This window comes from Atlanticothrix silvestris CENA357, assembly GCF_016056295.1.
Taxonomy (GTDB): Bacteria; Cyanobacteriota; Cyanobacteriia; order Cyanobacteriales; family Nostocaceae; genus Atlanticothrix; species Atlanticothrix silvestris.
Genome location: NZ_JAECZB010000106.1, coordinates 1 through 23,659, shown reverse-complemented (window position 1 = coordinate 23,659; position 23,659 = coordinate 1). Strand labels below are relative to the sequence as shown.

At 42.1% G+C, this 23,659-nt stretch carries 23 protein-coding genes, 1 tRNA gene and 1 riboswitch; of the genes, 12 read left to right on the top strand and 12 right to left on the bottom strand.

Annotated elements, in window-relative coordinates; translation table 11 throughout:
• Window positions 1–24: 24 nt before the first annotated feature.
• On the bottom strand, window positions 25–420 hold the full coding sequence (locus I8751_RS28725) for a tetratricopeptide repeat protein (protein ID WP_214442480.1): 396 nt from the start codon (window positions 418–420) through the stop codon (window positions 25–27).
• A 145-nt stretch (window positions 421–565) separates the two neighbouring features.
• Here I8751_RS28725 and I8751_RS28720 point away from each other — a divergent pair, with 145 nt between their 5' ends.
• Complete coding sequence (locus tag I8751_RS28720; RefSeq protein WP_214442487.1) at window positions 566–1,045, top strand: RNA-guided endonuclease InsQ/TnpB family protein; 480 nt, start codon at window positions 566–568, stop codon at window positions 1,043–1,045.
• A gap of 810 nt (window positions 1,046–1,855) precedes the next feature.
• On the top strand, window positions 1,856–2,074 hold the full coding sequence (locus I8751_RS28715; RefSeq protein ID WP_214442479.1) for a DUF4327 family protein: 219 nt from the start codon (window positions 1,856–1,858) through the stop codon (window positions 2,072–2,074).
• 79 nt (window positions 2,075–2,153) lie between these two features.
• On the opposite strand, the gene I8751_RS28710 is transcribed toward I8751_RS28715, so the two are convergent.
• The 4 genes from I8751_RS28710 to I8751_RS28695 all read right to left on the bottom strand — a co-directional run bounded on the left by I8751_RS28710 (window position 2,154) and on the right by I8751_RS28695 (window position 8,029).
• Window positions 2,154–3,446, bottom strand: coding sequence for a protein kinase domain-containing protein (locus I8751_RS28710; RefSeq protein ID WP_214442478.1), 1,293 nt, complete (start codon window positions 3,444–3,446; stop codon window positions 2,154–2,156).
• 137 nt (window positions 3,447–3,583) lie between these two features.
• A complete protein-coding gene (locus I8751_RS28705; protein WP_214442477.1) occupies window positions 3,584–5,575 on the bottom strand; it encodes a serine/threonine phosphatase in 1,992 nt (663 codons plus the stop codon).
• Between the two features lie 348 nt (window positions 5,576–5,923).
• Window positions 5,924–7,261: a PAS domain-containing sensor histidine kinase gene (locus tag I8751_RS28700; protein WP_214442476.1), complete on the bottom strand. Its 1,338-nt coding sequence runs from the start codon at window positions 7,259–7,261 to the stop codon at window positions 5,924–5,926.
• A 174-nt stretch (window positions 7,262–7,435) separates the two neighbouring features.
• Entirely contained in the window at window positions 7,436–8,029 is a 594-nt protein-coding gene (locus I8751_RS28695) for an rRNA large subunit pseudouridine synthase E (protein ID WP_214442475.1), read from the bottom strand.
• Between the two features lie 370 nt (window positions 8,030–8,399).
• A riboswitch (TPP riboswitch) is annotated at window positions 8,400–8,496 on the top strand.
• A gap of 6 nt (window positions 8,497–8,502) precedes the next feature.
• On the opposite strand from I8751_RS28695, the gene thiC reads away from it, so the two are divergent.
• Window positions 8,503–9,876: a phosphomethylpyrimidine synthase gene (gene thiC / locus I8751_RS28690; protein WP_214442474.1), complete on the top strand. Its 1,374-nt coding sequence runs from the start codon at window positions 8,503–8,505 to the stop codon at window positions 9,874–9,876.
• Window positions 9,877–9,955: 79 nt separating this feature from the next.
• Here the strand turns inward: thiC and I8751_RS28685 are convergent, their stop codons facing one another.
• Entirely contained in the window at window positions 9,956–10,531 is a 576-nt protein-coding gene (locus tag I8751_RS28685) for a TetR/AcrR family transcriptional regulator (RefSeq protein WP_214442473.1), read from the bottom strand.
• A gap of 50 nt (window positions 10,532–10,581) precedes the next feature.
• On the opposite strand from I8751_RS28685, the gene I8751_RS28680 reads away from it, so the two are divergent.
• Window positions 10,582–11,088: a hypothetical protein gene (locus I8751_RS28680; protein WP_214442472.1), complete on the top strand. Its 507-nt coding sequence runs from the start codon at window positions 10,582–10,584 to the stop codon at window positions 11,086–11,088.
• 269 nt (window positions 11,089–11,357) lie between these two features.
• On the opposite strand, the gene I8751_RS28675 is transcribed toward I8751_RS28680, so the two are convergent.
• Together I8751_RS28675 and pyrE are read right to left on the bottom strand one after the other, a co-directional pair.
• The gene (locus I8751_RS28675; protein WP_214442471.1) at window positions 11,358–12,215 is read right to left on the bottom strand and encodes an Rpn family recombination-promoting nuclease/putative transposase; all 858 of its coding nucleotides are present in this window, start codon (window positions 12,213–12,215) and stop codon (window positions 11,358–11,360) included.
• A gap of 108 nt (window positions 12,216–12,323) precedes the next feature.
• Window positions 12,324–12,944, bottom strand: a complete 621-nt coding sequence (gene pyrE / locus I8751_RS28670) for an orotate phosphoribosyltransferase (RefSeq protein WP_214442470.1) — start codon at window positions 12,942–12,944, stop codon at window positions 12,324–12,326.
• Between the two features lie 101 nt (window positions 12,945–13,045).
• Here pyrE and I8751_RS28665 point away from each other — a divergent pair, with 101 nt between their 5' ends.
• Window positions 13,046–13,480 carry a hypothetical protein gene (locus I8751_RS28665; RefSeq protein WP_214442469.1) on the top strand — a complete coding sequence of 145 codons (435 nt, stop codon included), beginning with the start codon at window positions 13,046–13,048 and terminating at the stop codon, window positions 13,478–13,480.
• Window positions 13,481–13,566: 86 nt separating this feature from the next.
• Here the strand turns inward: I8751_RS28665 and I8751_RS28660 are convergent.
• Window positions 13,567–13,639: transfer RNA gene (locus I8751_RS28660), tRNA-Ile, on the bottom strand.
• Between the two features lie 182 nt (window positions 13,640–13,821).
• On the opposite strand from I8751_RS28660, the gene I8751_RS28655 reads away from it, so the two are divergent.
• Together I8751_RS28655 and I8751_RS28650 are read left to right on the top strand one after the other, a co-directional pair.
• Entirely contained in the window at window positions 13,822–14,538 is a 717-nt protein-coding gene (locus tag I8751_RS28655) for a hypothetical protein (RefSeq protein ID WP_214442468.1), read from the top strand.
• Between the two features lie 74 nt (window positions 14,539–14,612).
• Window positions 14,613–15,989 carry a hemolysin family protein gene (locus I8751_RS28650; protein ID WP_214442467.1) on the top strand — a complete coding sequence of 459 codons (1,377 nt, stop codon included), beginning with the start codon at window positions 14,613–14,615 and terminating at the stop codon, window positions 15,987–15,989.
• Here I8751_RS28650 and queC read toward each other — a convergent pair.
• Window positions 15,979–16,665 carry a 7-cyano-7-deazaguanine synthase QueC gene (queC, locus tag I8751_RS28645; RefSeq protein WP_214442466.1) on the bottom strand — a complete coding sequence of 229 codons (687 nt, stop codon included), beginning with the start codon at window positions 16,663–16,665 and terminating at the stop codon, window positions 15,979–15,981. The two genes, I8751_RS28650 and queC, sit on opposite strands and share 11 nt — an antisense overlap.
• Window positions 16,666–17,271: 606 nt before the next feature.
• Between queC and I8751_RS28640 the strand changes: the two genes are divergently transcribed.
• From I8751_RS28640 to I8751_RS28625, 4 genes are all read left to right on the top strand, one after another.
• Entirely contained in the window at window positions 17,272–18,354 is a 1,083-nt protein-coding gene (locus I8751_RS28640) for a Gfo/Idh/MocA family oxidoreductase (RefSeq protein WP_214442465.1), read from the top strand.
• 214 nt (window positions 18,355–18,568) lie between these two features.
• Complete coding sequence (locus I8751_RS28635; protein WP_214442464.1) at window positions 18,569–19,183, top strand: DedA family protein; 615 nt, start codon at window positions 18,569–18,571, stop codon at window positions 19,181–19,183.
• A gap of 231 nt (window positions 19,184–19,414) precedes the next feature.
• Window positions 19,415–20,563, top strand: a complete 1,149-nt coding sequence (locus tag I8751_RS28630) for a ParM/StbA family protein (RefSeq protein ID WP_214442463.1) — start codon at window positions 19,415–19,417, stop codon at window positions 20,561–20,563.
• 5 nt (window positions 20,564–20,568) lie between these two features.
• Complete coding sequence (locus tag I8751_RS28625; RefSeq protein WP_214442462.1) at window positions 20,569–21,063, top strand: plasmid segregation centromere-binding protein ParR; 495 nt, start codon at window positions 20,569–20,571, stop codon at window positions 21,061–21,063.
• A 115-nt stretch (window positions 21,064–21,178) separates the two neighbouring features.
• Here I8751_RS28625 and I8751_RS28620 read toward each other — a convergent pair whose 3' ends face one another.
• Entirely contained in the window at window positions 21,179–22,075 is an 897-nt protein-coding gene (locus I8751_RS28620; RefSeq protein WP_214442461.1) for a hypothetical protein, read from the bottom strand.
• A gap of 253 nt (window positions 22,076–22,328) precedes the next feature.
• Between I8751_RS28620 and I8751_RS28615 the strand changes: the two genes are divergently transcribed.
• Window positions 22,329–22,859 carry a pentapeptide repeat-containing protein gene (locus I8751_RS28615; protein WP_214442460.1) on the top strand — a complete coding sequence of 177 codons (531 nt, stop codon included), beginning with the start codon at window positions 22,329–22,331 and terminating at the stop codon, window positions 22,857–22,859.
• A gap of 206 nt (window positions 22,860–23,065) precedes the next feature.
• Here the strand turns inward: I8751_RS28615 and I8751_RS28610 are convergent, their stop codons facing one another.
• Window positions 23,066–23,530: a phosphotransferase-like protein gene (locus tag I8751_RS28610; RefSeq protein WP_214442459.1), complete on the bottom strand. Its 465-nt coding sequence runs from the start codon at window positions 23,528–23,530 to the stop codon at window positions 23,066–23,068.
• Between the last annotated feature and the right edge of the window lie 129 nt (window positions 23,531–23,659).

Genomic DNA, 23,659 nt, shown 5'->3' with positions numbered 1-23,659 from the left:
TATTTTTAGTTTTAATTATTTATCCTACCGATCGCCTTTATCTTGTTGTTTCTTCATCTGCTCTAAAATAACTTTGTAATCCTCCCTATCTGGATGCTGCTTTACCAACTTCTCCAAAAGTTCTATCGCACCCTTTGCATCTTTCAACTGCAACCGCAACAACGACAGCTTCTCTAAAGCCATTTGATTATTTGGTTCCCGCTGTAAAACTAACTCATAACCCCGTGCTTGTTGCTGTAATGGAGACTCAGCAGACACAGCGGCTGGTTTGGGATTTTGAAGAGCCTGTTGTATCATCGGAACCGCTGCAAACACAGTGGAACCAAAGAAAGATACAATCGACACGATCGCCAGAACTTTTTTTCGTCGCTCAATCTTCTTATTGCGCGAAACAAGGTAATCTTCCCCAGAACTAGTCATAGCTCAATGGATGCTGTGGTAAATACTTAGATGACAGCAATCTCTAGTTATGAGAGTACCCACCGCTTCACAGAAACTAACATCGGGATTACAAATTTTTTACGAGCGTGATGCGTAAAGCCCCCAAGTATGAAGTACAAAATCAATAAGTTTTGTACTTCAGAAAGTTGCAAAGCTGCATGAGTACGTTGCTAACTGTCGTAAAGACTGGCATAGAAAACTGTCTCACCAAATCTGTAATGATCCGGGAATGGTGTTTGTTGAAGATTTAAACTTAGTCGGGCTATCTCGCGGGATGTTGGGTAAACACTGTTTAGATGCTGGGTTTGGTCAATTCTTTAACATACTTGAGCAAACTTGCTTTAAAAATGGTGTTTATTTTCAAAAGGTAGATAGTCGCAAAACTAGCCAGATTTGCCCTAACTGTGGTGTGGAGACAGGTAGAAAAGAGTTGTCAGAACCTACTCATATTTGTTCAAATTGTGGCTATACAACCGATAGGGATGTTGCCGCCGCACAGGTAGTTCTACTTAGAGGACTTGCAGCCGTAGGGCATACGGTCAAGATGCTTGCTGAGGGTAAATTCATTGGAATCCCTGTGAAGCAAGAATCCCCAAATTTCTAATTCGGGGAGTGTCAAACTTAGCCCAGACTCAATACGAAGATGTGTCAATAATGTTGCACCAGCAATCTATAACTGGTATCTTGCTTGGCTTTTTTTAACGTGAGTTCAACAGAACCTAACCCCAACCCCTTCCCTTGTAGAGAAGGGGCAAAAAATCTACAATTTGGTCGAAAAAATAGCGTTTTTAAGCCTCTCCCCGCGTCGGGGAGAGGTTTGGAGAAGGGTTTTTTTAGTCCGGAAAATAAACCTTTATTTTCTCTATTCAAAAAATAAAAACATAACAATACTGTTTGGTTAAGACACCAGACGCGATAAATCGCCGTCTCTACAAAGCATTGACGGGAAAAATTAAATTTATATAAAGATTTGCAATGAATGTGTTTACCACTAGATGTTTGCGATATTGTAAATAACGTTTAAATATGCACGACAAATATTTTTTCGCCATTGCTTAAAAAACTTCAAATACGCCCGAATTATATGGTTTTTCCAACCATTGCACAGATTCTAGCCTATAAACAAAATAAAATTTCGCCAGTCGTCCCCAATTGTGTTGTTGCAACTGTACAGGACGACTAATTTTTTCATTTGCAGCCGCGATCGCCCCTTGGGAGAATTTTCAGTTTTGTGGTGGTAATTACCGTACAAAACCGAATTCCCTGACAAAAGAGCAGAGTTTGTTATGGTATAGTTAGAAAGTTAAGACTAGCTTTGCCAATTACAACACTCTACGCATCTGTGACAATTACAAAACGGAAAGCAGTTTTGCTCAAGCATTTACTAAACAAAATCAGAATTTAATCGTAGGTTATGACTCAGCAAGTGATTCACCCCATGGTGAAATTGCAACGTAATGTGCAATCACTCGTGGAATCCGATATTATCAAACCAGCTGATAGCATTTGGAAGATTGCTTTGCTCTATGGCAATGAATGGCAGCACTGGAAACAGGAACTGCTTGACTTTGGATTTAGCATGCAAGACCCAATTAGCGAATTGCTATCTGTAGAAGCTTGGGACGAAGAGTAGAGAGCAGGGGGAGCAGGGGAGGCAGAGGAGGCAGGGGGAGCGAATAATAAATAATCTATTCCTAAGCCCCATGCCCCATTCACCACTGTTTTGATTGACAATCGCCTAAGGCAATAGCAAGTTCTTTGGCAGTCTGATAGCGATCGCGTGGCAGAGGCTCGGTAACGCGGTCAATAATCTCCCTTAACTGGGGAGTAATTGTAGGCACGCTTGCCACATCAAACCGGAAATTTCGCCCTTTTTGGCGATAAAACTTGAAAGGGTTTTCGCCAGTTAGCAAAAAAATTAGTGTTGGCCCAATAGCATACAAGTCAGATTGAGTTAGGGGTTGTCCCCGTTCTTGTTCAGGAGCGCAATAACCCTCCGCGCCAATGCGAGTGCCAGGAATTGTCCCGATTTCCTTTACAGCGCCAAAATCTAACACCACTACGTGATTATCAGAATTTCGCACCATCAGGTTAGCGGGTTTGATGTCGCGGTGTATAAGTGGTGGTTCTTTGCTGTGGAGATAATCTAAGATATCACAGGTTTGGATCATCCAGGCGATCGCCTGCCTTGGCGTGACTGGGCCAGTGGCATAAATTCGCTTTTCCAAATCCTGTCCATGAACTAATTCCATCGCCAGATATTTCTTGCCGCCTTCCACGAAGAAGTCGTAATATCTGGGGATTCCAGAATGGTTAAGAGATTTGAGAGTATGCGCCTCTCGCTCAAATAATTCTTGGGCTTTGGCAATTTTAGCCATATCAGCATTCATTTGTTTTAGCACCAACAACTGTGGATGTAGTGTAGTTATACCTGCTGCATCCCAAGCCAAATAGGTAGTACCCATACCTCCCTGTCCCAGTATTCGCAACACTTGATACTGGCGGATTGTCTGTTGCACTGACAGGGGTTGACCGCAGTGAATACAAAACAGATTATTTGGAGAATTACCTTCGTGAGTGCAAGTGGCAGATAAACTTGCAATGTTTTTGCTTGAAAATACTGGTACAGCAAAGTTTTCCTTCTCTTTGCCCAACTCTTGCCACGACAACCAATTTTGCTGTGCTACTGACTCTTTAATTTGGAATTGCAATAGTGGCCCTCCTTGTGCTAGTTGCAGGAGGGAATTATCTGGCAATTGACTCTGAATCACAAGGACACCATTTAAGAAAGTGCCATTTGTGCCTTGACTAGTTATCTGCCAAGAACCACCACTGCTGCTAGAACTGACTTGTTTAAGTTCTAGATGATGGCGGGATACTAAACTATCGCTTAAAACAACATCATTGTCATCTGCTCGACCAATCCGAATTACAGAAGGATTTTCAAAGCACCACTGTTTGAGTGGTGTTTTTTGTTGCGGTTCTAACAGGGTGAGAGTAACCACAATAAATACAACCTGGATAAAAGTTAGAAATTAGGAGTCAGAGATGAGGGTTTAGTTCCTCAACCCAAAATTTGTTTTGTTTGGTTTTGTTGGGTTGCGCTGCGCTTAACCCAACCTACTTTTCTACGAATTACGAATTACGAATTACTAGCCCCTTCCATATTTGGACGCACTTTTGCCCGGACAAGTATAGCAGTAATATTGTCATGACCATTGTATTGGTTTGCTAAGTCAATTAATTCCGTAACACCCCTTTCCAAGTTAGCCCCAGAACTCAGTAGGGGATTAAGGTGAGTCTGCCAATGGTTTTCTAGTAAATCATTATCTGAGAGACCATCTGAAACCAGAATGAGAAGGCTATCTTCATTAATCTCAAAAAAATCGACATCCGGGTTAATCGACTTTTCGTCACGGGGCCCTAAAGCTTGGGTCAGTTGGTAGGCATCCGGACGGGCATAAGCGATGCTGGCTTCTACGCCACGGGCAATTTCTCGTTGACCAACTTCGTGATCCACTGTGATTTGTTCCAGCCCACGCTTGCGAGTCACGCTGTAGAGGCGACTATCTCCCACATGAGCAACCGCTGCTTGTGTGTCTTGAATTAAAAGCATCACCAAAGTCGTACCCATACGCCCAACGCCAGAACGGGCATCTTGTTGATTGACTTCGTAAATTGCCTGATTCGCTAAATACACAGCCTCACGGATAGTATCTTTTGTTGGCAGTTGGTTGCCAACCCAGTGTTCTTGAAAATATTTCCGCAGAGTGTTGACTGCTAATTCACTGGCGACCTCTCCACCAGCATGTCCACCCATACCATCGCAGAGAATATACAAACCACGAGCTTCTAAAACTCGGTTTCTGGGCAATTCTAGCTTGTCAATTTTGGTTTCAATCCCAAAGCAGTCTTCGTTGTGATGTCGTTGCCGTCCTACATCGGTGCGTCCAGCATCTTCTAAAGTGCTTAACTGCATTGACAGTACTACCGTTGGCAAATCATCATTCCTGGCGGCAATCTCTTTCTCTAGCTCATCTGTTGGCACAGTAGCGGAAATGGTAATATCTTGTTCTTCCATTGGGATTGGGTCAAAATTTGTGGGGATGGGTACTTCTAATTCAATTGCGATGTCTTCTAGACGCGATCGCAAATGAGCGATCGTCTGAATTTTACCTAGTTCCAAATCTTCCAAAATCTGCACTATTGAGCCAAATTGAGTGCGTTGAGACTGTCTAAAGAGGGTTTGCCAAATGTGACCTAAAGCTTTGATAGTTAAAGGCTGTTTTTGGGTAACAAAGGTATCGGCTGCTTCATCTTCTGGCAATTCAATAGTAGGTTGAGCATTTAGTGGTTCCACGTATAAGCGTTGTAGCGCCAGTGTTTGGTCTTCATCCAATCGCAGATTCGACAATTCCAACAAACTTTGACGACCATTGACTGGTTCTAGTATCGTCCAGAGTTGGGTCATCTGATAGCACCAGTGTAAAATTTGCAGCGAACTCGTTGTTTCTTTTTGCCACAGTTCGAGCAAATCTTGCCAATCCGAACGGTCTTCGATTAATATCACCTGCATATCACCCTGCTGCCACGCATCATGAATCGATGGTATACCTGGATGATTTTGGGATTGTAAGACAATATAAGCTTTAGCAAGGTTAGGAATTGCATTCACTTCTACAGATGGCGTTACCGAATCCTGCTGCTGATTTGCTAATATTGCTTCAATAAGTGATATTTGATGCGGTTGGCAATCTAAAATTTTCGTAGATACTTCAGTAATAACCGCATTTCCATCAAGTGTGAGTAGTGGTTCTAACACTTGATAGCGTTGCTCTGGGTCTAAATAAGAACCTATGGTCAGTTGTGATGGCGAAATTGGAAGATTGGGAAAGTTTTCCTTATCGTGTTCTTCACTCGTCTGCTCTTGTGTTTTTTCTCCAGTCCCTGACTGGGCAATTATTGCCCACCAAACTGTTCCGCATTCCGCACCACAGTTATGACAATGTTGTGCATTCACAGGCACTTCAGTCATACATTCAGGACAGACTTTGTGGGTCAGGGACGTGCCACAGTTTTGACAGAATTTATGATCATGGGGGTTTTCAAATTTACACTGAGGGCAAATCAGCATAGTGGAAGTTCCTTAATTCCGGTTCCAAAGTGCTTCTAGCCGCTAAGATTCCAAGTGCCACAATTGGCCGCCCCTGCCTATAGTAGACTTACAAGAGATTGTGGTTTCACAAGTGAATTTTAGTGGCAGTATTAATTGTGACGCATATTAGCTAAATATTTCAGATATCCGCAAGTCAATTCTTCACAAGGCAAAGAGTCTGATTCCTGACTTCTAGCTTCAGTAAACAAAATTTTTTTTATAAGCCTTACCGTGTAAACATTTCAGCTAAATACCAAGACATCTAAAATAACTAATTAATATAGCAATTTCCAATTCCATGAGGTACACTTTACACTTTTTTAACCCTTAGCCCCTAGGTTGACCACTCAGCGCTAGTTGGAGGGAAAAACAGGTGCAATTTGACTCACTTGCAACCTCTATTGTTCCTCCCAAATGTTTCGTAAGTTTTTCTACCAGTGCCAGTCCTAAACCTGTGCCGCCCTGCTTCCAAGGATCATTGCTGGGGATACGGTAAAATTTGTTGAAAATGTATGGTAGTTCAGAGCTAGGAATTTCCACACCAGAGTTGATTACTTGAAACTGGATATTGTGACCTTTTAATTGGGCGGAAATGGTAATTTCTGCATCTGCGGGGCTAAATTTACAGGCGTTGGTAAGCAATTCTATTAGAATACGCTCTAAACTAAATGGATCACAGGCGATCGTCGGCAGATTGACAGCTATACTCAGGTGTAAGTTTTGTTTACAGAAGTTGGGGTTGCGTGCTTTAAATAGTTCCACCACTCGCCAAAGCCATTGCTGTACTTGGATTGTTTCTAATACCCAAGGTTTTGCACTTGTATCTAATCGTTGCAAATCTAAAAAATTATTAATCAAGTTGATTTCGCGATCGCACTCGTTGTCTAAAATTTCAAAATAACGAGCAGCTTTCGAGCGTTCTGTTAGTGGCTTTGCCATTTCCCACAAAAAGTTCTGCTCTTGGTGCAGGGCGATTCCTAGCATCTGAATCGCCATTTTCATATTAGTTAGTGGTGTGCGTAGTTCGTGGGAAACCGTACTCAGAAATTCTTCTTTGAGGCGACTAAGACCTTCTATTTCTTCAAACTGTGCTAATGCTGCTTCTTGACTTTGTTTCAAAGCAATTTCTGCTAATTTGCACTCTGTCTGCTTGTGAGCAGTAATATCCTCACACACCATAAGAATTACTGAATTTTTATATGTATCATTTACACCAAACAATATTCGCAGTGTAATTTTTATCCAAGCAATTCTACTGCTAGGACAATTTAAACGAAATTCCCCATAATTAACTGTACTTTGAGGTGCTGCCCTCAAGATATCTATGAAAGCATCAGAGAGTCTTTGTTGATCTGACTGGTCAAACAAGTGAAAAACGGGCTGATTTATTAATTTTTCTGGTGTGTAACCAAGACAGTTAGCACCGAATTGGTTGACAGACGAAATTATCCCCATTGCATCCAAACTAAAGTACACAACAGGGGTATTTTCATAAAGCTGGCGATACCACTGGAGTTCTTGTTGGGTACGGCGCAGGGTTTCTGCTGTGCAAAGCTCTAAATCGCATGTTTGTTCGGTTACAAGTTCCAAGCGTGTAGGTGTTGCAGACAAGATTTCTTCTTGTTGGTGAGTTCGATGCCAGAGCGATCGCTGATTCAGGCTCATAAGACTTAAACTTGCACCCAAAGGCTGAGTTAACTAAGGGGAATAAAAAAAGAGTATTATACAGCTTTTGACTTGATGTTTGCCAAATAGTACCAATTAAACCTCATCTAATGGTTTTTAGTTCTTCAATCAATAGCTGACAACTACTGGCTAATTTTGACGTTTATTTACATTTCAGTTTGCTTTGGGCAAATTACGCAAAAATTCCAGTTCCGATACAGTGAGGTCACGCCATTGACCAAGTTGTAGACCATCTAAATTGAGATTACCTATACTTACCCTTACCAATCGCAAAGTCGGAAACCCCACAGCCGCAGTCATTCGTCGCACCTGGCGATTTTTTCCTTCGGTTAAAGTCATTTCTACCCATGCTGTTGGTACATTTTTTCTAAATCTAATTGGTGGATCGCGTTCAGGTAGCTGCGGTGGCTCTGACAACAATCGTACTTGTGCTGGTCGAGTACGGTAATCTTGAATTGTCACCCCTCTTTGCAACTTGTTTATAGCATCTTCATCCGGAATGCGCTCTACTTGAACCCAGTAAGTACGTTGATGACCAAACTTAGGATTAGCAAGGCGATGTTGTAATTGTCCATTGTTTGTCAATAACAGCAAACCTTCACTATCCCAATCCAAACGCCCCACAGGATACACATCTGGTATATCAATATAGTCTTTGAGGGTGATATGTTTGGGGGTTTCCTGGGTAAATTGGCTGAGAACGCCATAGGGTTTGTAAAAAATAATATATCGATAGTGAGTAGGCATGAGTCAGTGGTTAGTGGTCAGTAGTCAGTGGTCAGTAGGAAGAAACAAATGTCCACTAGCTAGCACTTGCCTGCTAAAATTATGCAAGAATTTAGATATTCTAATAAAGACGATATAGCGAAGAGTTGATCCTGCCAAGTTACAAGAAGCTTTTATTGAAGAGAGTAAGGTGTGCGATTGTTTTTTGTTAGAACAGCGCGATTGCTCTACATTAAACCAGATCAAAAACAACTGACAACTGACAACTGACAACTAACAACTGACAACTGACCCACGCAGCGTAAATAAACTCCTTAAAACTCTGCATTTTTTGACATCTTCAGGAATTGTTAACACCTTTGTACCCATTCATAAACAAAGTGATACACTACATCCATGCTAGGGGTGCCTGAGATTACAGGCTGAGATCACACCCTTAACACCTGAGTCTGGGTAATACCAGCGGAGGGAAGCTGTTTATTGAGGATTTTAATATGCGGACAGAATGGGTTGCTAAACGACGTGGGCAGAGCAATGTTTCTCAAATGCACTACGCGCGTCAAGGTGTGATCACCGAAGAAATGCACTATGTAGCCCAGCGGGAAAATCTCCCTGCTGATCTTATTCGTGAGGAAGTGGCGCGGGGACGAATGATTATCCCGGCGAATATTAATCACACAAATCTAGAGCCGATGGCGATCGGCATCGCCTCTAAATGTAAAGTAAATGCTAATATCGGCGCTTCTCCCAACTCTTCTAATCTTCAAGAAGAAGTAGATAAGCTGAATTTAGCAGTAAAATACGGTGCTGATACCGTGATGGACTTGTCCACAGGTGGCGGTAACTTAGATGAAATTCGCACCGCCATCATTAACGCTTCGCCTGTTCCTATTGGTACAGTGCCAGTTTATCAAGCTTTAGAAAGTGTCCACGGCACAATTGAAAATCTCACAGCCGATGACTTTCTTCACATCATCGAAAAACATGCCCAGCAAGGTGTAGATTATCAAACTATTCACGCCGGAATTTTAATTGAACATTTGCCCTTGGTAAGAGACCGCATCACTGGTATTGTCTCTCGTGGTGGCGGAATTTTGGCGCGGTGGATGTTGCATCACCACAAACAAAACCCACTTTACACTCACTTTAAAGACATCATCGAGATTTTCAAGAGGTATGATGTCTCTTTTAGTTTGGGTGATTCCCTACGCCCTGGCTGTACCCATGATGCCTCAGATGCCGCACAGTTAGCGGAATTGAAAACACTCGGACAACTAACCCGCAAAGCTTGGGAAGATGACGTACAGGTGATGGTAGAAGGGCCTGGACACGTACCAATGGATCAAATTGAGTTCAACGTCCGTAAGCAAATGGAAGAGTGTTCTGAAGCACCCTTCTATGTATTGGGGCCTTTAGTCACAGATATTGCTCCTGGTTATGACCATATCACTTCTGCGATCGGGGCAGCAATGGCAGGTTGGTACGGTACAGCGATGCTGTGCTATGTTACACCAAAAGAACATTTAGGATTACCCGATGCCGAAGACGTTAGAAATGGGCTGATTGCTTATAAAATAGCGGCTCATGCGGCAGATATTGCCAGACATCGCCCCGGTGCAAGAGATAGAGATGATGAACTCTCTAAAGCCCGTTACAATTTCGACTGGAACCGTCAGTTTGAATTGTCGCTCGATCCAGAAAGAGCTAAGGAATATCACGATGAAACTTTACCCGCAGATATATATAAAACGGCTGAGTTTTGTTCGATGTGTGGGCCTAAGTTCTGTCCTATGCAAACCAAGGTTGATGCTGATGCGTTGACAGAACTTGAGAAGTTCTTGGCGAAAGAACCTGTAGCACAAAGTTAATTAAAAATTAGTAGCCCTCAGACTTGAAGTCTAGGGCTATACAAACAAAGCCTGCAATAATTTCAGTATTGACGATACATTACAGAAAAAGGCGTAAAGCACGACGAACATATTCTTCCCATGATTCAGCTGTGGGTTGAAAGATGAGTGCATAAAGCATAATGCCACTCATGCTGTCAAACACTAAACCAGGATCTAAATCTGCCTGAATTTCATTTCTGGCTTTTGCTCGTTCAAGTACCACAGCAAAGGCTTGTCGTCGTGGTTGTAAATATTTTGTCCAGTAAATTTCAGCAAACCGAGAATTGCTCGATGCGCTGCTGATAATCATGGCAACAGTCTTCCGCCCCAAAGGACTCAAAGAAATTTGTCCTGCATTCTTGATTAATTCATCAATATCGCCCCAAAGATTACCAGTGTTAGGAATGACAACATCTTGCCGCACACTTTCAATTGCATCAGCAACTAATTCTTCTTTGCCAGAGTAGCGGCGGTAAATGGTGGGTTTTCCCACTCCAGCACGAGTCGCGATCGCATCAATACTCATAGCATCAAAACCAACTTCTGCTAAAAGTTCTAAGGTTGCTTGCAGCATAGCTTGATGGGCTTCAGTACTCCGGGGTCTTCCTAACGGCTTTTTAGCGGCATCACTCATAAGTGTTATTATATTTACGAAACCGTATCGTAAAGAAAAGAGATTGCTAGATGAGTAAGTGTCCTCGTCCTTTTTATACGAATAAACACAGCACCCAGACACTCCAGCAAGGACTAGATGAATACTATGCTGTGAATCCAAATCTTACTAATCCTAAAAAATTACCTCCAGAATTTGCAAAAATTCTGCTGGCACACGATGTCAGTCATATCATCTATGGTTGTGATACAGGGATGTATGATGAACTCAAGTTATTGCCCCTAATTTGGTGGACAAGTAAGTACAAGTTTCATGACCACTTAAGTACACTTCAAGACTCGACCATCAGTCCGGTAATCCGCGTCATGTATGACGACTTGATTAAACAGCATGGGGTTTTTTGGTTATATAGTTCAATTTTTTTAGTTTTGCCAAAATTATTACCAGAATTAATAGTAATGTTGTGGAAAAATCGCCAGCGTCAATGTTATCTTCCATTTCTAAATTTTGAACCATTGTTAGAGCGATCGCTTTTAGAAATTCGCCAAGACTTTGACCTTCTACCTTTGATAAAATAAGAAATTTTTGCTTACCTATAAAGTTGCTGCTTAAAATTTTAGTACCAAGGTAATGTAGGAGATTTTGATGCCCAAATTGCATCCTGTATCTCTAGTTCAATAATCTCATTAGTTATTGAAGCAATTCTGTAAAGGGTGCTAGTTAGCAGTACTTAAATTTGTGTATTTTACATTCACTGGCTTTATTTGTATAGCCCTAGATTTCCAGTCTGAGGAGTGTTTAGGTAGAGCGATCGCGTTTATAAAAACTAGAAAAAAATGCGATCGCATTACAAAATTTGTTGCAAATCTTCAAGCGTATTTGCTGTAACAATACTCCGCAAAATAGCCTTTAAGCGCTCTAAATCAGAGATTTGGCTAATTTTTGGCATTAAATCTAATCCTTCGCTACCAAACTTTACCTCTAAACTCATTTCGATATTTGACAACATTTGTTCTTGTCTTCCTATGGCTTCGCCTATATGCCGTCCACGCTGTTCAATTTCTTGATACCAAGGCGATTCGCGTAATATAGCCATATCCCACCTCATAATTTCTTGAACTAAGGCGCTATCTAATACAAAAGTAGCAAAAAAAGCTAAGACTGTTTCCAGTTGGTTTAATTGTTCATCAGCACGAAGCATTTGTAGCGCTTCTCTAATTGTAGACTCGTTTTCACCACCTTTAAGAATTGGCACAAAGGGAAGTAAGGAGGGTAATGATTGTTCAAAGACAATGTTTACATCAACTTCCCACAAGTTAATCACGCGATAATCTTGAATTGCTCGTAAACCAGCAATATTTGATGCAAAACTTGTAGGTATCTCTAAATTGGTGAGTTTGAGAATGTTGATTAATACAGGGTAAGTTGGTAGATTATACTTCTCTTCTGCGAGTGCAGCATAAGCGCGCATTCTTCGCGGCATTTCTTGTTGATAGCGCAACTGTAATTCGTTAAGAACGAGAAATTCTCCATGCTGAGAACTTTCGACACGGATTAAAACATCACTTTGTCTACTTATCCACTGAAATTCTGAATTTAGTATTTCACCAGCTGTAATATCAGGAATCTGTGTTACCCATCTTACCCAGTTATCGGGTGCTAGGCTGATTAAACGTTTTGTGCTAACGTCTGCGGATTTCGTCATTAAGGAAAAAAGACTAAAGCGGTATACTTTACCAAGAGAAAGAAAAATCACGATCACAGCACAATAAATCTACTGAGTTGATTTAATTTAATAACTGCGATCGCATCACTAATTTTTTAACTCACGATATCGTTGCTGAATATCTTCAATCGTAAACACGGCCTGAAATTTCAACCCCACTGACTGATAAAATTCTGCTCCTCCTTGTAGTCTGTCTACTAGTGAAATTACTGTATCAACTGTATAACCCGCTTCCCGAAGACGCTCTACAGCTTTCATCGCAGATTTCCCAGTAGTAACGACATCTTCCAAAACTACGACTTTTGCACCTTCTGGCAAATTGGGGCCTTCAATATAAGCTTTTGTGCCGTGGCCTTTGGCTTCTTTACGAATAATCAGCGCTGGTATCGGTCGATTTTCATAAGCAGAAACTACACTCACCGCTGTAACAATAGGATCAGCGCCCAATGTTAAACCAGCCACAGCCTGGATATCTGCTAGTAATAGGGATAAGAGAATGCGACCAATTGCCAAAGCGCCTTGTGGGTGGAGTGTCACCTGTTTACCATTAATGTAGTAAGAGCTACTTTGCCCCGAAGATAAGACAAAATCACCTTCTTGATAAGCAAGTTGACAAAATAAATCTAGTAGTTTGTGGTGCAGAGTAGTCAAATCTGTAGTAGCTGCACAAATATCTGATTGGGTAAGGGTTTCAGTAGGATACGTCATTACAAAACATTAAAAGTTGTGCTACACCAAAGGTTGAACTCTTTGGAGTTCTGAAATTAAGCATAAGTTAAGATTTGCCCAAAAATTGAGGAGTAAAGAATATGGGTATAAAAGTTAAAACCCTTAGCGGTTTATTGGTGCTTTTAGCTACCGGTATTGCTGTTCCTGCGATCGCATCTGCTGAAACAGCAGCACCCAATTATGAAACAACGAACGATGTATTTGAGCGAGCTTTTTTTCGACACGATCGCAATTTCTACGAAAATGGCATTATCAAACGCCAAATAGACTCATTTTTAGGATCGGGTTCGGGTTTCCGTAATTCCTTTCCAGAAAATGAAATAGCCCGCGATGCTGAATTACTTAACACCGTCTATCGAGATGTCTTGACCCAGCAAGTTGGCAATGATCCCTATATTCGGACTCCAGACTTACCAAATCCTTACGACACATCTTTGCTAATGTCTCCCCGTTTGAATGCCAACCAGCTAAAAGTCGGTACTGAGTTCCGCTTTGAAAATGCACCACCACGGTAAATTTTAGAGCTTGTTAGCTGTATTGTTGCAGTTTATAGTCAGGAGTCAATAAGCTATATTCTGCTGACAATTGACTATAGACTAAATCCAGGGTGCAGGAGTTGAACCTGCCTTGGGCGAATTATGAGTTCGCTGCCTCAACCGCTCGGCCAACCCTGGTCGAATTTAAATTGTAGCGTAAGTTGATGACTAGTGGAACCTCGAAAATAATTTACTAGACTTTATATACTACATAATTTAAGCATGAACTAGTATTGATTCAGTTCCTTGAAGAATTGAGATACAGAACTTCAAGACTTTTACAGTATGAACCAGCATTTTTCTGCAATAGCTTGTCAGCGATGAAAATAAATTCCACTGTACTTCTTACGTTGATTTTGTTAATCCTAATGTTGGGAGCAGGTTCTTTGAGTGCGTTTTTAGGTTTTAGTCTGGGGAGTTCAGCACTCAAAGGTGTGTCAACGCCAGATGGCCGTCCTACAACCAAATTCGCTAGCAATAAGGCAACTAACCCACAACAAGTCGGTGTAACACTTTTAAAAGAAGAAGAGATCCTAAAAATTGTTAAGGCACGGGTAGAGGGTAAAACCAAGGCTGCTAAGTCCGAAAAGCTAGATGAAGATGATGAAGAAACCAACAGCAGCAAGCAAAAGCCAGAGGAAAAACCCCAGGAAGTAACCCAAGAGAAACTCCAGCCAGGATTTCCAGTTACTTCTGAAAATCAGGGCGTTACCCTTTCAGTACAATCGGCTAGCTACTCTGGCGGCGATTTACTATTGAAAGTAAAAATGCAGAACAAAGGTGCTGATTCCGTGCGCTTTTTATATAGTTTTTTGGATGTTACCGATGACAAAGGACGAACACTGAGTGCTAGCACAGAGGGTTTACCAGCAGAACTGCCTGCAAATGGCCCGACATTTACAGGTACAGTGAGTATTCCTACTGCTTTACTGGATGATGTGAATAAAATATCCCTTTCTCTGACAGATTATCCTGCTCAAAAACTGAAGCTAGATGTATCAAATATTCCTGTAGCAAGGGTGGCAGGGCTACTTTAAATTTGGGACTAAGGACTGGGGACTAGGAAGATTTTTTCATCATACCCAGTTTCCAGCCCTGTTTTATATCGGGCGTGAGTTTTACACGAGCTTTAGCGGTGAGTGGTTTTCCTGACTTAATTTGGACGGATGTAGGGCTGCGATTATTAACAGTGGTGTTACTGATTGCCATCAATGCTTTTTTCGTCACGGCGGAATTTTCGATGGTGACAGTAAGGCGATCGCGTATTCATCAGCTCGTTAAAGCTGGGGATATCCCTGCGATCGCTGTTGAGGGTCTGCAACGTAGTATTGAAAGACTGCTATCTACGACTCAATTAGGCATTACTCTCTCTAGTTTGGCGCTGGGATGGATTGGAGAAAGTTCAATTGCCCTGTTAATAAATACATGGCTAAAATCCTGGCCCCTACCAGCAGGAATGAGTAACTTCATAGCTCATTCCCTATCAATTCCCACCGCCTTTTTCTTGATTGCCTATCTGCAAATTGTTTTAGGGGAACTTTGTCCCAAATCAGTAGCCATACTGTACTCAGAACAGTTAGCGCGGTTTTTGGGGCCATCGGTAAAAGCAATTATGCGCTTTTTCAGCCCCTTCATCTGGATTCTTAACCAATCAACTCGTTGTCTATTAAGATTTTTTGGCATCGAATACACTGGCCAAAGTTGGAGGCAGCCTGTTACTCCAGAAGAACTACAGCTAATTATCTCTACAGAACGAGAATCTATTGGTTTACAGCTTTCGGAGCGAGAACTGCTGAATAATGTCTTTGAGTTTGGGGACGTAACGGCACAAGATGTGATGATCCCTCGTACCAACATTGTAGCATTGCCAAAAGATGCTACTTTTCAAAGCTTACTCCAAGAAATGACATCTACTGGTCATTCACGCTATCCCGTGATTGGAGAATCTTTAGACGATATTCGTGGCATAGTTTACTTCCGGGATTTGGCACAACCCTTAGCCGTAGGAAAGCTAACTTCACAAGCATATATTCAACCTTGGATGCGCCCTGCAAGGTTCGTACCGGAACACACACCTTTGAGCGAATTATTGCCGATGATGCAGCAAGAAAAACCAGCTATGGTCATAGTAGTCAATGAATTTGGCGGTACTGTGGGATTGGTGACAATCCAAGATGTCATCGCGGAAATTATTGGTGATGCAGGCGCACCTGAAATTAGCGACGACTTGCTGATTCAGATGTTAGATCAGCAGACGTTTTTGGTGCAAGCCCAGGTTAACCTAGAAGATCTCAACGAGGTCTTGCATCTGAATTTGCCTTTAACAAAGGAATATCAGACCCTAGGGGGCTTTTTGCTGTATCAATTACAGAAAATGCCTGTCAAAGGTGAAATCTTTTTTTATGAAAATCTTGAATTAACGGTTGTCTCCGTTGTCGGGCCACGAGTACACCAAATTCAAGTGCGACGATTAGAGATTAACTCTTAATTCCAAGATATGGCAGTGGGTCTTTTAATTTCAATTCGGCAAAAGCCGCTAGTCGCAAGCGGCAAGAATCACATACACCGCAAGCAATATCGCCGCCAGCATAACAAGACCAAGTTAACTGCCAAGGAACTCCCAATTGATTGCCAAGTTGGATAATTTCAGTTTTTTTCAGATTGATTAAGGGTGTAACAATGTTAATTGGTTTCCCTTCGCGTCCTTGTTTGGTTCCTAGGCGGAAAACTTCTTGCATTGCTTGGATGTAGTCGGGACGACAATCGGGATATCCTGAGTAATCTAAGGCATTGACACCGATATAAACACGTTCAGCAGCGATCGCCTCGGCATAGCCTAAAGCAAAGCTTAAAAATATAGTATTACGTGCAGGTACATAAGTTACTGGAATATTTTGAGACATCTCATCTAGGGAGCGTTCTTGAGGTAAGGCGATCGTGTCATCTGTCAATGCTGAACCACCCCATTGCCGTAAATCAAAATTAACTACTTGATGTTGTATCACCCCAGCTTTGTTAGCAACTGACAGAGCTGACTGTAACTCTCGTCGGTGTCGCTGCTGGTAATCAAAAGAAATAGAGTGACACTCACATCCATCAGCCTTGGCTTGGTACAAAACTGTGGAAGAGTCTAATCCACCAGACAACAGAATTACAGCTTTCATCTCAATTTCAAACTTTGGACTTCTAATTGCTAAACTACACCTACTCAATCTTTGTTGGTTATGGTGGTTTTTACTGTGCCTTCCTGACTAAAGAAAACAGTCTCCAGCAGTATCTTTAAAAAGGTGAATAAGACAAATTGTAAGTATTGCAGATAATTATGCAAAAATTATTTGAGTATTTGAGCGGTGGCAATTCTCAATATATCTTTGTTTTCATACATATCTCTCAGTGAGAATTTTTAGTTTTTTTGTAATTTTACTGACAAAAAAATTATTGATTTTCAATGACATCAATTAAATATCGATCCCGGTAATTAATTGCCCGACTGTCTTCTGAGAGTTTTCACTTAGGTCTTACTTAGGTTATCAAGTTAATAAACATACACACAATATTTTATGTAAAGAGGAAACAACTGATCAATCCTAGAACTGAAGTTACAAAAAATAGCCAGATTGCGGGAACTGATCGCAAACTTTGAAATTCTTCATAAAGAGAGCCTCTATGTTACCATCTGGATGGTTTTAGACGGATCGTAACTGGCTGTTCAGTATAAACGCCAACGGCCGTAGCGTCTCTAAATTTGGTGGTTGAGGAGAGAACATATAGTGCAAAATAGCATGTCAGTGGCAGAACCAAATTCATATACACAGCGCAATCAGCCACGACCGATTCGCATAGGCGTAATCGGAGTGGGTAACATGGGACAACATCATACCCGCGTACTGAGTTCAATGAAAGATGTTGAACTAGTCGGCGTAGCAGATATTAATGTCGAACGCGGCTTAGAAACAGCCAGCAAATACAAAGTACGTTTTTTTGAAGATTACTGTGACCTGCTACCTCATGTAGAAGCAGTTTGCGTAGCTGTTCCTACCCGTCTGCATTACGCCGTGGGTATCAACTGTCTTTTAGCAGGGATTCATGTTTTAATTGAAAAGCCGATTGCTGCCAGTATTTCTGAAGCAGAATCGCTAGTAAATGCCGCCGCCGAATCCCAGTGCATCCTGCAAGTAGGTCACATTGAACGCTTCAATCCTGCATTTAGGGAACTGAGCAAAGTACTGAAAACTGAGGAATTGCTGGCATTAGAAGCTCATCGCATGAGTCCTTATTCAGACCGGGCGAATGATGTTTCGGTTGTGCTGGATTTAATGATCCATGACATTGACTTGCTACTAGAATTAGCTGCTTCTCCAGTAGTGAAGTTGACAGCCAGCGGTACTCGCACCTTAGACTCTGGTTATTTGGATTATGTGACTGCTACTTTGGGGTTTGCCAACGGCATTGTAGCTACTCTGACTGCTAGCAAAGTCACTCACCAAAAAATCCGCCGTATTGTTGCCCATTGCAAAAATTCATTCACCGAAGCAGATTTTCTCAAAAATGAAATTTTGATTCACCGACAAATAAATGCTAACTCTCTAACTGACCACCGACAAGTGCTTTACAGGCAGGATGGTTTGATTGAGAAAGTCTATACAACTAACATTCAACCCCTAAGCGCAGAGTTAGAGCATTTTGTCAATTGTGTACATGGTGGCAACCAACCTTCTGTAGGTGGTGAACAAGCTCTTAAGGCTCTTAGATTGGCTAGTTTGATTGAGCAGATGGCTTTAGAAGACCGGGTTTGGAACCCATTAGAATGGCAGTCTGAACCGAGAGTGCAATCATTGACCCCCACAGTCTAGCAAAAGGGACTGGGAACTAGGGATTAGGGGATAGTTTTTCCAATAACCAATATTCAATCCCCCTACCTAGTACCCAATCCCAGGTTAAAGATTTTTCCGAGTTGTGGTGCAAGAAAGTAATTTTGACTCCAGCGAGCAAAGATAATTAACTTTTGAGAAATCTAGCGCTAGATTTACCAATAAGACTGGCGTTACAGTTTCAGGAATTAACTCGATGCTCGAATGGATAATTGATACTATCAACTCTTTAGGCTATTGGGGAATCGCGCTGCTGATGTTTGTGGAGAACCTGTTTCCACCCATTCCTTCAGAGTTGATTATGCCCTTGGCAGGATTCACGGCCAGAGCAACCCCAGACAAACTTAATGTCTTTGGCGTATTTTTCGCAGGACTTTTTGGTTCTGTTGTAGGGGCGCTGATTTGGTACTATCCAGGTAAGTTTTTCAGCGAAAAACGCTTGAAAACTTTAGCTGACAAGTATGGTAAATGGCTAGCTATATCCAGTGAGGATATTACCAAGGCTAATGGCTGGTTTTACAGACAAGGTAAGAAAGCAGTTTTAATTGGTCGTCTTGTTCCTGGAATTCGTACATTGATTTCCATACCTGCTGGTATCACCAGTATGCCTTTGCTACCATTTATATTTTATACAACCTTGGGTAGCGCTGTTTGGGTAGGTTTGCTAACATACTCAGGATACGTATTGGGTAGTCAGTATGAACTTGTGGACAAGTACCTTGCTCCTGTATCTAAAATCGTGCTTGGGATTCTGGTTCTGGCTTGTTTTGGCTGGGTACTCAAGCGTCAGCGAAAAAACACCAGAAGCTAAAAAACAGCCACTTTTTGTGTGAAAGTAGGGGTTACATCTGGTCAAAATTCGCCTACACTATGCCAAATAATGCTCAATTTGCGTTGGCAAAGCCCACCGAAAGGTATCGCCTAAATTTAATTTGGCGTATTTGTAGTTACACTTGACGGAACCTAGAATTTCTGGTATCTCGCATGTTTGGAAGATGAGTACGATAATTTTTTACAGTTTAAGCAAGGACTAGGAGTTTTCATGACAGACCAACCTTCCGCCGCTACCCCAATGAATGCCGCTGCAATACCTCTAAATAGAGTATCAGCGTCTACCCCAGTCAACGCTACTGGTATTAAGCAGCCAAGTAACGGTTCGAGCAAAGCCATTCTCAGTGTTGATTTAGGCAGAACTTCCACAAAGACTTGTGTAACCCGCGAACCGAATAATGTGGTGTTCGTACCTGCCAACGTCAAGAAAATGTCTATAGAACAGGTACGCGGTGGTGTTTTTGAAGCCCGCGCTACTGACCCTTTAATGGATTTATGGTTAGAGTACCAAGGCAGTGGATATGCTGTTGGTCAATTAGCAGCTGATTTTGGGGCAAATCTAGGAGTCGGTCAATCTAAAGTAGAAGATGCACTGGTCAAAGTATTGGCAAGTGCAGGCTATTTCAAACTCAAAGACGATATTTCTGTCGTATTGGGTCTACCTTTCCTTTCTTTAGAGCAATTTGAAAAGGAAAAAGCACAACTGATTAGCCAGGTGACTGGCCCCCACATGTTAAACTTCCGAGGCGAATCTGTATCGTTGAATGTCCATAAGGTTTGGGTCATGCCAGAAGGCTATGGTAGTCTTCTGTGGTCTGAAGCTCAACCCAAGAAAGGAGGCATAGTCCCCGATTTTACAAAAATATCGGTGGCAATTGTGGATATCGGTCATCAAACCATCGATTTGTTAATGGTGGATAACTTCCGTTTTGCACGAGGTGCTTCTAAGAGTGAAGACTTCGGTATGAACAAGTTTTATGAACTGGTTGCCGCCGAAATCGAAGGAGCAGATAGTCAATCTCTGGCACTGATTTCTGCTGTCAACAAACCCAAGGGCGAACGCTTCTACCGTCCCAAAGGTGCTAGCAAGCCTGCTAACCTTGATGATTTCCTCCCCAATTTGATAGAAATGTTTTCTAGAGAAATTTGTGGTCGCGTGCTAGCTTGGTTGCCAGAACGGGTCACTGATGTGATCATCACTGGAGGTGGTGGTGAATTCTTCTGGGAAGACGTTCAACGTTTACTCAAAGAAGCTCAAATTAATGCCCATTTATCCGCACCTTCCCGGCAAGCGAATGCCTTGGGGCAGTATATTTATGGAGAGGCACAATTGTCTTCCAGTCGCTCTTCTAGGGCTTAAAACTGATGTTCCAATGGTCAAAAAAGGTAGTTAAATCGGTCACGTTCAATCCTGGGGTTGCTGACGAAAGTTTGTTAGCGGTTGTAGAAAGCCATTTGGAGCAACAACCTGATAAAACTTTTAGCGACCTCTGTAAAGAGGCCCTATGGCAATCTTTATGTGTACCGGAATCTGTAAAACCTAGTCCAAGACCGACAGCAGGAACAGAATCGGTTGAACAAAAAATCGATGAGCTGCAACGTCAAATGGCTGACCTAGAGGAACGTTTTTTTGCTAAGGGATCTAATCCTAATCGTTTGGAGGCGATGGAACGCCATATTTTGCAACTGACGCAACAAATGGCGCATCTGGCACTTATGGTTACTGAACGTTCCATCATTCAGCCTCCAACGACATCAGCACCAGCAGTGGAAGTGTTAAATACTAATTATCCAACTTCCCCGCCGGAAGAAGTTGACCCTGTTATTAGCCGCCTAAGTCAGTTTCTGGATGATTTTTAAAGAACACTTAGGATCGTGAGCGTTTTTTGCTCGCTGTTAGAGATCCTTAATAGTATTTACTATTAAGGATTCTTAATATTTATGATGATGTATCTCTGGGAAATTCAAGGTAATACTAATTCAAATTCGCAAGCCAGAGGGCAGTATTCTGCACATAAGTTTGGATATCTTCTAAAGCTCGTGGCTCTTTTTTCATCCCGTCTCCTGGTGCTTCATCTACAAAAGTGGGACAGCCTTTTTCAATATCCCAGTTGTAGTCTACTAAATGATGGAAACTGGAGTTTGCTACTGCACGTCCCAACATATTGCCTTGTGCATCTTGATAACGTTCTATTGCTACTACAAGATTAAAATCGCGATTTGTAATTAAACTTTTACCCAGTGCAATTACCCGTGCATTTGGATCACCCGGAGTCACTCCGACACCGCCTTCATGGGGATGTGCTGGGAAAAATTCAATAACTCCAGTAGGTGAATTGGGATTTTTCAACAGTTCGTGAACAGGTTCAACAATGATAATTTTTTGATAGTCGCCGTTGGCTCCAGAATGATAGTTAGGCCAGGAAATGTAAGTTGTATGGGGGTCATCTCGATATCGGCGAGATTCATCAGGGTCGGGATTTTTAGTATTGAAATAATGGACATCACCGATATCAACTAAACCGCACATCGAACAGCCCATATCCTGATGGTCGCGGGTTGTCAAAATACCACCACCGCGCTGCCGAAATGCATTAATGCCAGCGATATCCTTAGGCGTTAAACCATTACCGACATCTAAGGCAAATAGCCAAAGTTGATCAAAATCTGATTTGTCAAGGGCACTTAAAACTGGGTCATTATCCTGGGCATTTGCTGCGTAATCGCGTCCTGTAACTTCAAACAACGAATTTCCCGCTTCGTCTTTCATCGATGCTAGGTAATCTTGTAACATCGAGAAACGAAAAATGCTCCAGTCATCTTCAGTCGTGGGAATCGTAGTCTGCAAAAGAATACGAATTGGTTTGGCCATAACTTTTACAAGACGAACACCACAATTGAGTATAGCGATCGCCTGACACCAATTGTTAAGTCTGGCAATTTATAAATATCTCTCTGAAGTATGAAATTAACTCATAACTCTAGGTAGTAGTGACAGAATTTAATGGTAGATATCATAGATAAATCACTTTTGTTAAATTCCCCGTTGCGCGTGCGGCGAATAACTTAACTATTTTTATTAATCTGAATGACTTTAACTTAGCGTTCCTTAGCACAGCAACAATATGAAAGCAGATGAACTCCGCAAAAGCTACGCAGCAGGCATAAGAGACTTTACTGCTGTCACCCTCAGCGAGGCAGATTTAAGGGGAACTGACCTCAGTGGGGCAATTTTAGATAGAGCAATTTTAGATGGAGCTAATCTTAAGGGAGCTAATTTAGCGCAAACCAGTTTTATTGAGGCAGATCTCAACGGAGCAGATTTGAGCAATGCCAATCTCACTGGGAGCAACTTATCTGGAGCAATTTTAGAGGGAGCGATTTTAGAGGGAGCAGTTTTGGATGGAGCTGATTTAAGTCAAGCCGATTTGACTATCGCCAAGTTAATTCAAGCAAACATGAGTGATGCAGAATTACAAGAGGCTAACTTACAAGCTGCGAATCTCGATAAAGCCGACCTCAGTGGCGCAGACTTAAGCGTAGCTGACTTAACTCAGGCAAATCTCACCCAAGCAGATTTGAATGCAGCTAATTTAAGTGGTGCCAATTTGGAGGGAGCCAATATTGAAGGCACAATTCTAGATGAAAATGGTTAAATAAAGCCGATATCACGTTAATGAAGCAACGCATCCTACAAGTGATTGGCAGCCAAAAAAAAGAGCCGTTGTTTATCTGCTTTTCTTACATCCAGTTAGCTTATTTCTTCAGAAATTATGATCTACTCTGCGCTGAGAAACAGATTACATGTAGCATTATTTACGGCATCTTCACGACTCAATATGGCTTGATGTAGGCGATTTATTTAGTCGGGAGACAGTGCAGCGAGTTGTTGGAATGCTGGTGGTGCTGGACTATTTGCGAGGTGCTGGTGTATCACCTCGGCACACGCAGCCGGAGTTAACAACGAGGTATCGACTTCAAGGTCATAGATGCCAGGGATGTGGACTTCACGTTGCCATAACTGAACCGGACGTGGCACCTGGGAGTCGGCTTCACTGACCACGTTCCACCCTGTATTTTGTCGTCTTTCCATAATGATATCAATTGGGCAGCGAACGCCTACGAACAAGACAGGCAATCCGTTTAAACGCCGGACACTATCTGCCAAAATGCCCCGCTTCATTGCGTATGCTTCATGGTGTCCGACATCAACCACGACGTTCAGTCCCAAGCGGCTGTGGGCGGCGATGGACTCATACATGGCGCTGTACAGAATGGGTACGAGAGCTGAAGGGGTGACAAAGAGGCTGAAGCTCAGGAAATACAAGAGTGTGACTGTTTTGGGGTAAAAAAAGATAGGTCAGGTATTCTCAACAAGACCTATCAAATGATAATGTTACCTAAATTCTACCAAAACTGCTTTCAAAATGTACTGACACCCGCACAGTACAAGATG

Bases quoted from the DNA above. Each gene is read 5' to 3' on its own strand.
- I8751_RS28635 (WP_214442464.1), top strand. From the start codon at position 18,569: ATGCTCGAATGGATAATTGATACTATCAACTCTTTAGGCTATTGGGGA.
- I8751_RS28665 (WP_214442469.1), top strand. From the start codon at position 13,046: ATGGGTATAAAAGTTAAAACCCTTAGCGGTTTATTGGTGCTTTTAGCT.
- I8751_RS28615 (WP_214442460.1), top strand. From the start codon at position 22,329: ATGAAAGCAGATGAACTCCGCAAAAGCTACGCAGCAGGCATAAGAGAC.
- I8751_RS28705 (WP_214442477.1), bottom strand. From the start codon at position 5,575: ATGCTGATTTGCCCTCAGTGTAAATTTGAAAACCCCCATGATCATAAA.
- I8751_RS28675 (WP_214442471.1), bottom strand. From the start codon at position 12,215: ATGACGAAATCCGCAGACGTTAGCACAAAACGTTTAATCAGCCTAGCA.
- I8751_RS28620 (WP_214442461.1), bottom strand. From the start codon at position 22,075: ATGGCCAAACCAATTCGTATTCTTTTGCAGACTACGATTCCCACGACT.
- I8751_RS28695 (WP_214442475.1), bottom strand. From the start codon at position 8,029: ATGCCTACTCACTATCGATATATTATTTTTTACAAACCCTATGGCGTT.
- thiC (WP_214442474.1), top strand. From the start codon at position 8,503: ATGCGGACAGAATGGGTTGCTAAACGACGTGGGCAGAGCAATGTTTCT.
- I8751_RS28715 (WP_214442479.1), top strand. From the start codon at position 1,856: ATGACTCAGCAAGTGATTCACCCCATGGTGAAATTGCAACGTAATGTG.
- pyrE (WP_214442470.1), bottom strand. From the start codon at position 12,944: ATGACGTATCCTACTGAAACCCTTACCCAATCAGATATTTGTGCAGCT.
- I8751_RS28685 (WP_214442473.1), bottom strand. From the start codon at position 10,531: ATGAGTGATGCCGCTAAAAAGCCGTTAGGAAGACCCCGGAGTACTGAA.
- I8751_RS28725 (WP_214442480.1), bottom strand. From the start codon at position 420: ATGACTAGTTCTGGGGAAGATTACCTTGTTTCGCGCAATAAGAAGATT.
- I8751_RS28700 (WP_214442476.1), bottom strand. From the start codon at position 7,261: ATGAGCCTGAATCAGCGATCGCTCTGGCATCGAACTCACCAACAAGAA.
- queC (WP_214442466.1), bottom strand. From the start codon at position 16,665: ATGAAAGCTGTAATTCTGTTGTCTGGTGGATTAGACTCTTCCACAGTT.
- I8751_RS28625 (WP_214442462.1), top strand. From the start codon at position 20,569: ATGTTCCAATGGTCAAAAAAGGTAGTTAAATCGGTCACGTTCAATCCT.
- I8751_RS28655 (WP_214442468.1), top strand. From the start codon at position 13,822: ATGAAAATAAATTCCACTGTACTTCTTACGTTGATTTTGTTAATCCTA.
- I8751_RS28630 (WP_214442463.1), top strand. From the start codon at position 19,415: ATGACAGACCAACCTTCCGCCGCTACCCCAATGAATGCCGCTGCAATA.
- I8751_RS28680 (WP_214442472.1), top strand. From the start codon at position 10,582: ATGAGTAAGTGTCCTCGTCCTTTTTATACGAATAAACACAGCACCCAG.